The 14,251-nt window shown below is 40.4% G+C and carries 11 protein-coding genes; 9 read left to right on the top strand and 2 right to left on the bottom strand.

Features of this window, described 5'->3' with window-relative positions; all coding sequences use genetic code 11:
- Positions 1–23: 23 nt before the first annotated feature.
- From citD to C0J00_RS06730, 5 genes are read left to right on the top strand one after another with little or no spacing between them, the layout of a single operon-like run.
- Positions 24–332: a citrate lyase acyl carrier protein gene (gene citD / locus C0J00_RS06750; protein ID WP_104968152.1), complete on the top strand. Its 309-nt coding sequence runs from the start codon at positions 24–26 to the stop codon at positions 330–332.
- Positions 320–1,207, top strand: a complete 888-nt coding sequence (gene citE / locus C0J00_RS06745) for a citrate (pro-3S)-lyase subunit beta (protein ID WP_104968151.1) — start codon at positions 320–322, stop codon at positions 1,205–1,207. Before citD ends, citE begins: the two co-directional genes overlap by 13 nt.
- 1 nt (position 1,208) lies before the next feature.
- Positions 1,209–2,744, top strand: a complete 1,536-nt coding sequence (citF, locus tag C0J00_RS06740) for a citrate lyase subunit alpha (protein ID WP_104968150.1) — start codon at positions 1,209–1,211, stop codon at positions 2,742–2,744.
- Complete coding sequence (gene citX, locus C0J00_RS06735) at positions 2,737–3,291, top strand: citrate lyase holo-[acyl-carrier protein] synthase (protein WP_104968149.1); 555 nt, start codon at positions 2,737–2,739, stop codon at positions 3,289–3,291. The genes citF and citX overlap by 8 nt, the downstream gene beginning before the upstream one ends.
- A gap of 51 nt (positions 3,292–3,342) precedes the next feature.
- Complete coding sequence (locus C0J00_RS06730) at positions 3,343–4,731, top strand: oxaloacetate decarboxylase subunit alpha (RefSeq protein WP_104968148.1); 1,389 nt, start codon at positions 3,343–3,345, stop codon at positions 4,729–4,731.
- Between the two features lie 148 nt (positions 4,732–4,879).
- On the opposite strand, the gene C0J00_RS06725 is transcribed toward C0J00_RS06730, so the two are convergent.
- The gene (locus C0J00_RS06725; protein ID WP_104968147.1) at positions 4,880–5,446 is read right to left on the bottom strand and encodes a TetR/AcrR family transcriptional regulator; all 567 of its coding nucleotides are present in this window, start codon (positions 5,444–5,446) and stop codon (positions 4,880–4,882) included.
- 136 nt (positions 5,447–5,582) lie between these two features.
- On the opposite strand from C0J00_RS06725, the gene C0J00_RS06720 reads away from it, so the two are divergent.
- The 4 genes from C0J00_RS06720 (at position 5,583) to C0J00_RS06705 (ending at position 13,460) form a co-directional block, all read left to right on the top strand.
- On the top strand, positions 5,583–6,284 hold the full coding sequence (locus C0J00_RS06720; protein WP_104968146.1) for an ABC transporter ATP-binding protein: 702 nt from the start codon (positions 5,583–5,585) through the stop codon (positions 6,282–6,284).
- 9 nt (positions 6,285–6,293) lie between these two features.
- Positions 6,294–9,017: an FtsX-like permease family protein gene (locus C0J00_RS06715; protein ID WP_104968145.1), complete on the top strand. Its 2,724-nt coding sequence runs from the start codon at positions 6,294–6,296 to the stop codon at positions 9,015–9,017.
- Positions 9,018–9,159: 142 nt separating this feature from the next.
- Positions 9,160–11,901 (top strand): cation-translocating P-type ATPase, encoded by a 2,742-nt coding sequence (locus C0J00_RS06710; protein ID WP_104968144.1) that lies wholly within the window; start codon positions 9,160–9,162, stop codon positions 11,899–11,901.
- Between the two features lie 213 nt (positions 11,902–12,114).
- Positions 12,115–13,460 (top strand): IS3 family transposase gene (locus tag C0J00_RS06705; RefSeq protein ID WP_199773958.1). Its coding sequence is split into 2 segments (ribosomal slippage): positions 12,115–12,556 and positions 12,556–13,460, totalling 1,347 coding nucleotides; the frame shifts between segments, so codons are not numbered across the junction.
- Between the two features lie 50 nt (positions 13,461–13,510).
- On the opposite strand, the gene C0J00_RS06700 is transcribed toward C0J00_RS06705, so the two are convergent.
- Positions 13,511–14,122: a TVP38/TMEM64 family protein gene (locus tag C0J00_RS06700; protein WP_104968143.1), complete on the bottom strand. Its 612-nt coding sequence runs from the start codon at positions 14,120–14,122 to the stop codon at positions 13,511–13,513.
- Between the last annotated feature and the right edge of the window lie 129 nt (positions 14,123–14,251).

Raw genomic sequence — 14,251 nt, 5'->3', positions numbered from 1 at the left:
TTGAAATTTTAGAGAGGTGAATCATGGAAATTAAGCAAACAGCTGTTGCTGGTTCTCTAGAATCTAGCGATATTATGTTAACCCTATCTCCAAGTGAGGCTGATGGTATTTCAATATCACTGGATAGTAGTGTTGAAAAACAATTTGGAGCACAAATTCGTCGTGTCATTGAAGAAACTTTGGCAAATCTTGGTGTGACATCTGCCAAGGTAGAAGCTGTGGATAAAGGCGCACTTGATTGCACCATTCAAGCCCGTACCATTGCAGCAGCCCACCGTGCGGCTGGTCTTGAAACATACAATTGGAAGGAGATTGATTCATGGAACGTTTAAGAAGAACAATGATGTTTGTCCCTGGTGCCAATGCAGGTATGCTTCGCGATGCGCCTTTGTATGGGGCTGATTCCATTATGTTTGACCTAGAGGATTCTGTTTCTTTAAAAGAGAAAGATACCTCGCGTGCACTTGTCCACTTTGCTTTGAAAACCTTTGATTATAGCAATGTTGAAACCGTGGTTCGTGTCAATGGTCTTGATACTTGTGGGGCTCTTGATATTGAAGCCGTTGTATCAGCAGGTGTTGACGTTATTCGTTTGCCAAAAACAGAAACAGCTCAAGATATTATCGATGTTGAAGCAGAAATTGAGCGTGTTGAAAGGGAATACGGTCTTGAAGTTGGTAGCACAAGCATGATGGCGGCTATCGAATCTGCTGAAGGTGTACTCAATGCTAGGGAAATTGCCAAAGCCTCTGACCGCCTCATCGGTATTGCTCTTGGTGCAGAAGATTACGTGACTAATATGAAAACTCGTCGTTACCCAGATGGACAAGAACTTTTCTTTGCTCGTAGCATGATTCTCCATGCTGCTCGTGCTGCTGGTATCGCAGCTCTTGATACGGTTTATTCGGATGTTAATAATACAGAAGGCTTCCAAGATGAAGTTCGCTTGATTAAACAACTTGGTTTTGATGGTAAATCTGTCATCAATCCACGTCAAATTCCATTGGTTAATGAGATTTACACCCCAACTGAAAAAGAAATCGACAATGCTAAGCAAGTCATCTGGGCTATCCGTGAGGCTGAAAGTAAAGGATCAGGAGTTATTGCGCTCAATGGTAAGATGATTGACAAACCAATTGTAGAGCGTGCTGAACGTGTGATTATGCTAGCAAAAGCAGCAGGAGTTTTGACTGAGGAGGATATTTAAGATGGTGATAAACACACTAGGCCGAGACATTCCTCAAGAATACGCAGATCAATACGGTGTTTTTGAAGGAGAATTGGCACACATTAAAGACTACCAAGAATCAAGTCGTAAGATAAAACCTGTAAAACCAGGTGATGCTAAACTACTAGGATCTATCCGTGAAGCTATCGAAAAAACGGGTCTAAAAGATGGCATGACGATTTCCTTTCACCACCATTTCCGCGAAGGGGATTTTGTCATGAACATGGTCTTGGATGAGATTGCTAAAGCAGGGATTAAAAACTTATCAATCGCACCAAGTTCCATTGCCAATGTCCATGAGCCTTTGATTGAACACATCAAAAACGGTGTTGTAACCAATATCACCTCATCAGGTTTGCGTGATAAGGTTGGAGCAGCCATTTCAGAAGGGATTATGGAAAATCCAGTCGTTATCCGTTCACACGGTGGCCGTGCGCGTGCGATTGCTGCTGGTGATGTTCATATTGACGTAGCCTTCCTTGGAGCGCCTTCATCAGATGCCTATGGTAATGCCAACGGAACTAAGGGAAAAGCCACATGTGGATCTCTCGGTTATGCCATGATTGATGCCAAATATGCAGATCAAGTGGTTATCATCACAGACACTTTGGTGCCTTATCCAAACACACCAATTTCAATTCCGCAAACCGATGTGGATTACGTGGTTGAAGTAGACGCCATTGGTGACCCAAATGGTATCGCCAAAGGCGCTACACGTTTCACCAAAAATCCTAAAGAACTCTTGATTGCTGAATACGCAGCTAAAGTTTTTACTAATTCACCATATTTTAAAGAAGGGTTCTCATTCCAAACAGGTACAGGTGGTGCCTCCCTTGCAGTTAGTCGCTTTCTCCGTGAAGCTATGATTGAGCAAGATATCACAGCAAGTTTTGCCCTTGGTGGTATTACCAATGCCATGGTGGAACTTTTGGAAGAAGATCTAGTTGAGAAAATCATCGATGTTCAAGACTTTGACCACCCATCTGCTCTATCGCTTGACCGTAATGCTGGCAAACACTTGGAAATCGACGCTAACATGTATGCTTCTCCATTGAGTAAAGGCTCGGTCATTAACCAGCTGGATACTTGTATCCTTTCAGCCCTTGAAGTAGACACAGACTTCAACGTTAACGTTATGACAGGTTCTGACGGTGTTATTCGCGGTGCTTCAGGTGGTCACTGTGATACAGCCTTTGCGGCCAAGATGAGCTTAGTGATTTCACCACTGATTCGCGGACGCATTCCTACTTTTGTGGATAAGGTCAATACAGTCATCACGCCAGGTACAAGTGTTGATGTAGTCGTCACAGAAGTTGGTGTCGCCATTAACCCAAATCGTCCTGACTTGATTGAACACTTTAAAGATTTAAAAGTGCCACAATTTACCATTGAAGAATTGAAAGAAAAAGCTTACGCGGTTGTTGGTAATCCTGAGCCAATTCAATACGGTGACAAGGTTGTTGCCCTCATCGAATACCGTGATGGTAGCTTGATTGACGTGGTTAAAAATGTCTAAAACAAGTATTTTCAATGGTCCAACCGTCAGTTTAGAAGATATGTTACAAGCCCGAGAAGGGCGTAGTTTCAGACAAAAAAGTTTGATGGAAAAATACCCACACACCAGCCTACTCTGCGCTACCATGAATATTCCTGGTCCTGTCAAAACCTCAGAGAAACTAGGTCAAGCTTTTACCATCATTATAGATATGGTGAAAAAAACACTGGCTGATCATATACTTTTTGACAAGACTATTAGTCCTAAAACAGGATGGGAATATTATATGGTGTCTACTTTACCAGCAGTTGAGTTCAAAAAACGCTTGATTGCTATCGAGGAATCAAGCGACTTAGGCAGACTGATGGATTTGGATGTTTTAGAGAAAGTTGAAACTGGTTTACTTAATCCTATTAGTCGGACTGATCTTGGCAAAGAGCCTCGCAAGTGCTTTATCTGTTCTGAAGTTGCCAAAGAGTGCGGACGTTCTCGTAAGCACAGTGTCGAGCAAATGCAGGAAGTTATTAGTCAAATGATTGATGGAGCTTTAGATAGATGTCCAGATTAGACAAGCTAAAATGTAGAAAATAATTTCAAGCCAATAAAAATGGAGAAAATCATGACAAAAATTCGTATTACCGAAACGGTTTTACGGGATGGTCAGCAAAGTCAAATCGCAACGCGAATGACTACAGAAGAGATGTTGCCAGTCCTTGAACAGTTAGATCAAGCAGGCTACTATGCTCTTGAAATGTGGGGAGGGGCAACCTTCGATTCTTGCTTGCGCTACCTTAATGAAGACCCTTGGGAAAGACTTCGTACCATCCGTAAAGCTGTTAAAAATACTAAATTACAAATGCTCCTTCGTGGGCAAAACTTGCTAGGTTATCGTAACTATGCCGATGATGTGGTAACCAGCTTCATTCAAAAATCTGTGGAAAATGGGATTGATATTATCCGTATCTTCGATGCCTTGAATGACCCTCGTAACCTTCAAACAGCGGTACGTGCCACTAAGGAAGCTGGTGGACATGCTCAGGTAGCTATTTCTTATACAACCAGTCCAGTTCATACGGTGGATTACTTTGTGGATTTGACCAAGCGTTATGCTGATATTGGTGCGGATTCTATCTGTATCAAGGATATGGCTGGGGTTCTAACACCTCAGACTGGTTATGATTTGGTCAAACGGATCAAGGAAGCTGTTGATCTTCCTTTAGAAGTGCACACTCATGCAACCAGCGGTATTTCAGAAATGACCTACCTCAAAGTGGCTGAAGCGGGTGCTGATATTATTGATACGGCAGTGTCATCCTTTGCTGGTGGTACTAGTCAACCTGCTACCGAATCAATGGTAGTTGCTCTTGAAGAACTAGGATTTGACACAGGCATTGACCTTAAAAAAGTAGAAGAAGTGGCTGAGCACTTTAATAAGGTGCGTGGTCACTACCGCTCAGAAGGTATTCTTAATCCTAAAGTTAAGGATGTTGAGCCGAAAACCTTGATTTATCAAGTGCCTGGGGGAATGCTCTCTAACTTGCTCAGTCAGTTGAAGGATCAAGGCTTGGAAGACAAATATGATCAGGTACTTGCTGAGGTGCCTCGTGTCCGTGCAGATCTTGGATACCCACCGTTGGTAACGCCTTTGTCGCAAATGGTTGGGACCCAGTCCCTCATGAATGTTATTTCTGGCGAACGTTACAAAGTTATTCCGAATGAGATTAAAGATTACGTTCGTGGGCTTTATGGTCAATCCCCAGCGCCACTTGCTGAGGGAATCAAAGAGTTGATTATCGGAGATGAGGAAGTGATTACCATGCGTCCGGCTGACTTGATTGAGCCTCAATTACCTGCTCTACGTGTGGAAATTTCAGACTATGCCAAGAGTGAAGAAGATGTTCTTAGCTACGCTTCTTTCCCACAACAAGCGCGTGATTTCCTCGGGCGCCGTGAAGACCCATTCTACGATATTCCTGTGCAGAATGTCACCGTTAGCATTGATATTTAATAGACTTTAAAATCAAAAGGATAGGCACTTGCTTTGGCTTGGTGAACTTCAGTTCTGTCATGAGCTTGCTTTATATAGATTGATTTTTCTTAAGTGTTAGTGCCATACATTTAACTGTCAAAAAAAAACTGAACCGTCGTGCAGCGGTTCAGTTTTGTGTGTTCTGATTAATCGATTCTTCAATCTTTAGTACTTTAGAGATAATTTCTGTCATTTCTGCTGGGCTTTCCTTACCGCCAGTTGCGACCCAATAGGATATCAAGCTTTCGATGCTGGCTAGGTAGACCTGGATGGCATATTCATAGGGAACGCCATAATGTTCTGTAATAAGGACTTTGGATTGGGGAAATTCTAAAAGAAAGTTAGCCACAAAATCTTTGATTGTTTTAGGGAAGTTGACAAAAGAGGTTTTTGAAATAGCTTGAATAAACTCGAAATCATCTTTTAGATAAGAAAAAGTCTGGTTCATAATATGATAAAAATCGGTCTCAAAGTTTCCTTTGATCAGAATTCGATACAGTTGTTCAAGAATTTCTGCCTTAAGCGAGGCCATCATGTCATACTTGTCTTGGTAGTGAAGATAAAAAGTCCCACGATTGATACCGGCTTTTCGGGTGATGTCTGAAATAGTGATATCTTCAAAGCCTTTATCTCTAAGAAGTAGCGTTAAAGCTTCTTTGATGTATCTCTTGGTTTCTGTTTGACGTTTTTGCATATCCTATTCTCTTTCTTAAATCAACACTTTGTTGATTTTTGTTCTTGAAGTTTTTTTATTGTCATTATATAATAATGGCATTCTTAAATCAACGTCTTGTTCATTTAACTAAAAAACGATAGAAATGAGAAAAATCATGTCTTATATTCAAATGAAAAACTCCTACAAGCGTTATCAAACCGGCAGTACCGAAATTGTTGCCAATCGCGATGTGTCATTTGATATTGAAAAAGGTGAGTTAGTCATTATCCTAGGTGCGTCTGGTGCTGGAAAATCAACAGTCTTAAATATCCTAGGTGGTATGGATACCAATGATGACGGTCAGGTCTTGATTGATGGTGAGGACATTTCAAGGTATTCAGATAAGGAACTAACAGCTTATCGTCGTAATGACGTTGGCTTTGTTTTTCAGTTTTATAATTTGGTGCCCAATTTAACCGCCAAAGAGAATGTGGAACTGGCATCTGAGATTGTCCCAGATGCACTAGATGTTGAAAAAACCTTAGCAGATGTAGGACTTGCCAATCGCATGAATAATTTCCCTGCCCAGTTATCTGGTGGTGAACAACAACGCGTGTCCATTGCACGAGCTGTCGCTAAAAACCCTAAACTCTTGCTCTGCGATGAACCCACAGGGGCCCTGGATTATCATACAGGAAAACAGGTTTTACAAATCCTTCAAAATATGTCGCGAGAAAAGGGCACTACAGTGGTTATCGTAACGCATAACGCCGCTCTAGCACCAATCGCTGATAAGGTCATTCGTATGCACGATGCCAGTGTGACAAGTGTTGAGACCAATAAAAATCCGCAAGACATTGCGACCTTGGAATACTAGGAGGTAGTCATGTCAAAGAAAACCTACTGGAAGGATATTTGGAAATCTTTAGCCTCCTCTAAAGGGCGTTTCCTGTCCATCATGCTCTTAATGATGTTAGGGGCTTTTGCTTTTGTCGGTCTCAAGGTTACCACACCGGATATGCAACGCTTAGCGACTGACTATCTTAATCGCCAAAATACCATGGATTTGACGGTTATCTCAAGTATGGGGTTGGGAAAGAAAGACCAAGAAGAACTGAAACATCTTAAAAAAGCTAACGTTGACTTTGGATATATGACCGATGTGACCATTAGGGATACTCATGAGGCGCTGAGGGTCATGTCTGTACCTGATAAGATTTCGAAAATGACCTTGGTGAAAGGGCAACTTCCTAAAAATGTTAAGGAAATTGCCCTAGCATCTACTCTTAAAAAGAACTATCAAGTTGGGGATACTATCAAAGTTAGGCAAGCAGATGACGGCATTCTCAAAGAAACAAGCTTTAAGGTGACTGGTTTTGTCAATTCTCCGGAGATTTGGTCCACAACCAACCTTGGATCATCAACCGCAGGTGACGGTAACCTAAAAGCTTATGGAGTAACAGTTGCTGACACATTTAATAGTGAGTACCCTATACTAGCACGTATTCGATACGATGATTTGGTAAGCTTAAGCCCCTTCGATAAAACATATCAGAATCGCTTGAGAGAGAAGACTGATGCGCTGGATGAGCTCTTAGCAGATAATCCTGAAGCTCACCTAGCCGAAATCAAAAAAGACCCACAAGATGAGCTTAATCACAATAAAACATCATTAGCCCAAGCTAAAGAAAAACTCACTGATAGCGAGAGCAAAATAGCTACTGCTAAGAAAAACTTGGAAGAGCAAGAAAAAGCTTTAAGCGCCTTACCAGAATCTCAAGCTAAAGCTGCTAGTCAGCAGTTACAAGAAGCTCAAAAAGAAATGGCTTCACAAGAAAAGAATCTAGAAACAGCCAAAAAAGAGTTAGCCAAAAACGAAAAAGCTTTAATCAAAGCACAAGATGAGTTAGATAGGCTAGAGATGCCGACTTATACGGTGTATACTCGTGAAACTCTGCCAGGTGGCAATGGCTACATGGTTTACGCATCTGGCTCGGACAGCGTGGCACAAATCGGTAACATCTTCCCAGTTGTTCTTTATCTAGTGGCAGCACTAGTGACTTTCACGACGATGACTCGATTCGTCGATGAAGAGCGCAATAACTCAGCCATCCTAAAAGCGCTAGGTTACAGTAATACAGATGTCATTCGTAAGTTTGTTATTTATGGTCTTGTTGCTAGCTTGACGGGGACAATATTGGGCATCGTGGCAGGTCATTACATTCTTCCTCGAATTATCGCTGATATCATGACTAAAGACACAACCATTAGCGGCATTCGATATGACTTTTTCTGGTCGTATAGCTTAATTGCTATCGGTCTAGCCTTCATTTCAGCTGTTTTTCCAGCCTATCTGATTGCTCGCCGAGAACTGAGTGAAAAAGCAGCTCAATTGCTCTTGCCTAAACCACCAGTTAAAGGCTCTAAAATCTTACTAGAACGCATGTCCTTTATCTGGCAAAAAATGTCCTTTACTCAAAAAGTGACTGCCAGAAATATCTTTCGCTACAAACAACGCATGCTCATGACCATCTTTGGTGTTGCAGGATCAGTTGCTCTTTTATTTGCAGGTCTTGGGATCCAATCCTCCTTATCTAAGGTCGTTGATAACCAGTTTGGTCGCTTGACACCTTATGACATGCTGGTTATTGAAAAGACATCTGCTAGCGCAGAGGAGAAAGAAAAACTAGCCGAAGCCCTATCAGGTCCAGAGATTGCTAAAGAAAAAGAAATTACCTATGCTTCAATAATGTTAGAAGTACCTGAAATGTCCCAACACCAATCGGTATCTCTTCTCATTACTCGTCAAAAGGATTTTGATTCCTTTATTAATCTTTACGATGCTAAGACAGGTAAAAAAAGAGAACTAAGTAAAGACGGTATTCTGATTTCTGAAAAATTAGCCAAAGCTTATCAGGTTAAAGAAGGACAAGAGATTAAGTTGAAAGATGTTAAAGGTCAAGAAGTTAAGGTTAACGTCTCAGCTATTATTGAGATGAATGCGGGGCACTATCTCATGATGTCTCAGGATGTTTTTGATAAGCACTTTGCCGAATTTGAGTCTTCACCAGCCTACTTACTTAATCTAAAAGGTAAATCAAGTAAGGTTTTGAAACAACAAGCAAGCAAGTTATTGAGCTTGCCCGCTGTCGCAGGCTTAAGTCAAAATTCAGCTATGGTAGATACGGTTAAAGCAGTAGTGGCTTCCCTAAATGGTGCTATGACTATCTTGACGGTAGTCGCAGTCCTCTTAGCTGTCGTTATTCTTTATAACTTGACCAATATCAATGTAGCAGAGCGTATCCGTGAACTGTCAACCATCAAGGTTTTAGGCTTTTACGATAAAGAAGTCACTCTATACATATACCGTGAGACGATTATCTTATCTCTGATCGGGATTGGCTCAGGCCTCTTTTCAGGTATTTACCTTCACAAGCTCATTATGAGTATGATTGGTGGCAATGATATCCTTTTTGGCACGCAAGTTGCTTGGACGGTTTATGGCATTCCAATTGCTGTTGTTCTTATCATTTTAATGCTACTAGGTGTATTGGTTAATCATATCCTTAAAACCGTAGATATGCTAGAAGCCTTGAAATCTGTCGATTAGAAGAACGAGGTATAGAAAGAGATTGACTACCTCGAAGTAACCACATGCTTTAAAAAACATGTGGTTTTGTCTTTTCTAGGCGTATATTTTATGGTATAATTAAATTAAATAGCGAGAAAATTAAAATAGAAAGAAGGCGTATATGGAGAAGAATTACCAAAAAAAGTTAGACGATATTATTCAAAGCTATGAGGTAGATGTTGAGAGTGGCTTGACCAAGGATCAGGTCAGACATCAGCGTGACCAGTATGGCGAGAATATCCTAGAGGAAAACGATAGCAAGTCTCCATTTGAGATATTACTAGAAAACCTCAATAATATTATTGTTTATTTATTGGGCTTTGCCATGATTCTTTCCTTTATGATGGGTGAATGGATAGAAGGAATTGCGGTTTTCCTAGCCCTGCTAATTTCGATATTAACAGGTTTTTTTGTAGAGCTAAAGGCGCAAAAATCAGTTGATGCCCTGCAAAAGATGGTCACTACACACGTCACTGTTTTACGTGAGGGTGTGGAAAGTGACATTGAATCTTCTGAGTTGGTTCCAGGAGATGTGATGATTCTCAATACAGGTGATGCCATCGCTGCTGATGGTCGGCTGATTAAAGCCAATAATTTAGCTGTTATTGAGTCAGCCTTAACAGGTGAATCTGAGGCGGTTGATAAAGATGCCGCAGCTATTTTTGAAGAAGAAGTACCAGTAGGTGATCGTCTCAACATGGTCTTTTCAGGAACCTCAGTAACCAGAGGGCAAGGACTAGCTCTTGTGACCGGTACAGGGATGGATACAGAGGTTGGTAAAATCTCAGATATGATGTCAGGCAAGCAGGACAGCAATACCCCACTGGATAAAGAAATTTCTAAGTTGGGGAAATCTCTGATTTTACTAGCTATTGTAGCGGCTGTTCTAGTAGTTGTTATCGGCTTGATTAATGGTCAAGCATTAACCGATATATTGCATATTGCTATTATCCTAGCAGTCGCAGCTATTCCAGAAGCCATGCCAGCGGTGCAAACGATTACCCTCTCAAATGGGATGAAGACCATGGCTACTCATCAAGCTTTAGTCAAGACCTTATCAGCAGTGGAAACTCTAGGCTCAACTTCGGTTATTGCTAGTGATAAAACTGGTACTCTCACAGAAAATCAGATGATGGTAGAGGTTATTAGTTCCAAAACTGGCGATGATTACAAGGTATCAGGTTCAGGATATGTACCAGAAGGAGAGATAAGTAAGGGGAACCAAGCTTATGATATTGATATTGATGAAACATTTATAAACTCCTTTGATAGTAGGGAAGTTTCTGAAGAGAGTCAATTAAAAGCTATTCTTCTCAATGCCTTTTTATCTAGTAATGCTCGGTTAGAAGCATCTGATGACGATGAGGGAGAATATAGCATAAAAGGTGATCCAACCGATGGAGCTTTAAAAGTCCTCGGCTATAAGGGGAAATTGACACCAGAAAAGCTTAGTCAGTACGGCTTTGAAAAAGTTAATGAAATCCCTTTTGATTCTGAAAACAAATACATGGCAGTTTGTTATCAATGGCCAGACAAGCGCACACAATTTATCTTAAAAGGTGCACCAGATGTTTTGTTGTCACTCATAAAAGCTGATGAAGAAACTAATACTTTTTGGCAGAATAATATTGACGAAATAGCTGAAAAGGGCATGCGCTCTCTGGCTTTGGCTAGTACTTTTGTCTCAGAAGAAGACCGTTCCTCAATTGAGCAAAATATGCCAGACTGGCTAGCTAAGCATAGCCAAAAGCTAGAAATCGAAAGCTTATTTGGGATTGTAGATCCACCTCGAAAGGATGTCGCAAAATCAATCCAACAAACGCAGGAAGCTGGCATAAGGATTAAGATGATTACAGGAGACCATCCAAAGACAGCTTCGATGATTGCTAAGGACATTGGGATTGATCATTGGGAAAATACCATGACTGGTGCAGAGATTGATCAAGAACATGATCAAGATGGGTTTATTGAACGTGTTCATGATACGGCAGTATTTGCTAGGGTTTCACCAGAAAATAAATTACAATTAGTCGAAGCTTTACAAGCGCATGGTGAGATTGTTGCCATGACAGGGGATGGTGTTAATGATGCCCCAGCCTTGAATGGTTCTAATATCGGTGTCGCTATGGGAATTCGTGGTACTGAAGTAGCCAAGGAAGCTTCTGATATGATCTTAACAGATGATCGCTTCTCAACGATCGTGGACGCTGTTAGAGAAGGAAGGATTATTTTTGAAAATATTAAAAAATATGTTTCTTTCCTATTTGCTTGTAATATGGTTGAGATAAGTGCCATTTTATTTACGATTATTTTCTTATTGCCAATGCCGATTCAACCCTTGCATATTTTATGGTTAAACTTACTCATTGATGTAGGGCCTGCTATCGCTTTGGCCTATGAAACAGCAGAAGAAGATGTGATGCAAAGACCGCCTAGAGATGCTAAAAGTGGTCTGGTTAATGTTAAGTTTTTATCAACAATTATTTTTAGTGGTATCGCTATCGGTATCACTGCATTTGGACTCTTTTATTATCTCCATATTATGTCAGGTGAATCTTTAGCCTATGCTCAAACGGCGACATTTACGTTCATGACCATAGCTCAATTAGCTCATATCTTTAACGTAAGGCGTCAGAAAGGTTTTGGGTTAGATCGCTCACTATTCCAAAATAAGTTGCTGATACTAGCTTTATGTTTCAGTCTTATCATGCAAGTTATGGCGATTTATTTACCTTTCTTCAATGATATTTTAGGAACACAAGCCTTAAGAGCTGATACATTACTTATCCTTTTATTGGCTAGCCTTGCTATAACAGCTTTGGTTTATCTTATTACTAAAGTTATTCGCAAAACAGCTGCTTAGAAAACGATAGGTTTTGAATAAACTGAGATACTCTTTACTTTTTGATTTCCAGGCTCAGACCTCAAAAACTCATCATGAGGCTTTGGGGTATCAACATATTGCATGTTATGGGCTTGTTTAAAAGCTAATTCATTGATTATAAAAACACTGGTTCATGAATGAACTGCACCCCAAAAGTTAGACACAAAATCTAACGATTGGGGTGCTTTTCCTATGAAGTTAAGTTATAAAGATAAACTAGAAATCTATGAGCTGAGAAAGAACGGAATGTCGTGGCCTTGGATTAGCCAACAATATGATGTTAATATTTCTAATCTCACATACATGATGAACCTCATGGATCGGTATGGCGTAGAAGTCGTTGAAAAAGGTAACAATCGGTATTATTCTCCCGAATTAAAGGAGGAAATAATAGATAAAGTCTTGATTCATGGTTGTTCTCAACTCTCAGTTTCTCTTGATTATGCCTTGCCAAATCGAGGAATACTTCCAAATTGGATAGCGCAATACAAGAAAAACGGTTATACTATTCTTGAAAAACCAAGAGGGAGACCGAGCAAGATGGGACGTAAACGCAATAAAACCTGGGATGAAATGACGGAATTAGAACGCCTTCAAGAGGAAAATGAACGTCTCCGAACTGAGGTGGCCTTTCTAAAAAAGTTGAGAGAACTTCGTTTAAGGGACGAAGCTCTAGCGCGCGAACGGCAGAAACAATTAGAGACATGGTCCAAGAAGGATTCCGACTAGACCTCCTACTTGCGACAGCTAAAATGCCTCGCTCCACCTATTATTATCAAGTCAAGCAACTGGATAAACTCGACAAGAACAAAGCAATTAAGACTGAAATTCAAGCCATTTATGATGAACATAAAGGTAATTACGGCTATCGTCGAATTTATTTAGAACTCAGAAATCGTGGATTTGTGGTCAATCATAAGAAAGTTCAACGTCTCATGACAGTCATGGGCCTAGCAGCCCGCATTCGTCGTAAGCGCAAGTATTCTTCTTACAAAGGTGGAGTTGGTAAGAAGGCTGATAATCTAATTAAACGTCAATTCGAGGGCTCTAAGCCTTGCGAGAAGTGTTATACCGATGTGACGGAGTTTGCCTTACCTGAAGGAAAACTCTACTTATCACCTGTTCTTGACGGCTATAACAGCGAGATTATTGATTTCACTCTGTCTCGATCTCCTAACTTGAAACAGGTTCAGACCATGCTGGATAAGGCATTTCCAGCAGATTCATACAGTGGAACTATTCTTCATAGTGACCAGGGTTGGCAATACCAACACCAGTCCTACCATGATTTTTTAGAGTCTAAAGGCATTCTGCCATCTATGTCCCGCAAGGGAAATAGTCCAGATAATGGCATGATGGAATCTTTCTTTGGCATTCTCAAATCTGAAATGTTTTATGGACTCGAGACATCTTATCAATCCCTTGACGAGCTTGAAGAAGCTATTATAGACTATATTTATTACTACAACAACAAACGCATTAAAGTAAAACTAAAAGGACTTAGTCCTGTCCAATACAGAACTAAATCCTTTCAATAATGAGTTGTCCAACTTTTTGGGGTCAGTACAGAATTTGAACCAGTGTTTTTTTATAGAAAACTTTGATTGAGAAAGACAAGGCTTTGATATGTGATTAAGGTGTAGAGATAGAGGGTTGCTGGTTTGGAGAGAAGGGTAATCCAGCAGAATTTTTTAAAGGACATTTTACTGAGTCCTGCCACCATACAGAGAAAGTCATCAGGAAAACCAGGCAAAACAAAGGCAGTTATGAGGAAAATGTCAAAACCACGTCCCTTGTCTAATTTTGTCATGTATTTATCATAGGTTTGCTCGGAAACAAAGGATTTAGCGAAGCTTTCACCGTACTGTCTGGCCAGATAAAAACTAAGTAGCGATCCTGAAAAAATACCAATGAAGTTATAGATAAATCCGTAGAATGGTCCAAAAATAGCATGTCCAACAACGCAAGTCATACCTCCTGGGATAATAGGATAGATGACTTGAATGATTTGGAGAAGAATAAATATCAAAGGTCCCAAAATGCCTAAACGAGTGATGAAGCTTTGGAAGGGACCACCTACTGCAAAAATATGACTCTGCGTTTTGATATAGTAGAAGACGATTATCGAGATGATTAAACCTAATAGGCTAACGATTTGAATCCATTGTTTGTTGGATAATGACGGGTTTAATTTTGGCATATTGGAACCTCTACGACCTTCCTTATTTTTATTTATCATAACAAGATAAGGCCTTTCTAACATCAGCCTTAAGGCTGAAAGATAGAAAGAAAATAATTAGAAAATATAGTTATTGTTTGACAATACTAA

This window comes from Streptococcus pluranimalium (assembly GCF_002953735.1).
GTDB lineage: Bacteria > Bacillota > Bacilli > Lactobacillales > Streptococcaceae > Streptococcus > Streptococcus pluranimalium.
This window is presented reverse-complemented; position numbering and strand designations above follow the sequence as displayed.

Coding starts and splice junctions, on each gene's coding strand:
- C0J00_RS06715 (WP_104968145.1), top strand. CDS start 6,294: ATGTCAAAGAAAACCTACTGGAAGGATATTTGGAAATCTTTAGCCTCC.
- C0J00_RS06720 (WP_104968146.1), top strand. CDS start 5,583: ATGTCTTATATTCAAATGAAAAACTCCTACAAGCGTTATCAAACCGGC.
- C0J00_RS06710 (WP_104968144.1), top strand. CDS start 9,160: ATGGAGAAGAATTACCAAAAAAAGTTAGACGATATTATTCAAAGCTAT.
- citX (WP_104968149.1), top strand. CDS start 2,737: ATGTCTAAAACAAGTATTTTCAATGGTCCAACCGTCAGTTTAGAAGAT.
- citE (WP_104968151.1), top strand. CDS start 320: ATGGAACGTTTAAGAAGAACAATGATGTTTGTCCCTGGTGCCAATGCA.
- C0J00_RS06730 (WP_104968148.1), top strand. CDS start 3,343: ATGACAAAAATTCGTATTACCGAAACGGTTTTACGGGATGGTCAGCAA.
- citD (WP_104968152.1), top strand. CDS start 24: ATGGAAATTAAGCAAACAGCTGTTGCTGGTTCTCTAGAATCTAGCGAT.
- C0J00_RS06700 (WP_104968143.1), bottom strand. CDS start 14,122: ATGCCAAAATTAAACCCGTCATTATCCAACAAACAATGGATTCAAATC.
- C0J00_RS06725 (WP_104968147.1), bottom strand. CDS start 5,446: ATGCAAAAACGTCAAACAGAAACCAAGAGATACATCAAAGAAGCTTTA.
- citF (WP_104968150.1), top strand. CDS start 1,209: ATGGTGATAAACACACTAGGCCGAGACATTCCTCAAGAATACGCAGAT.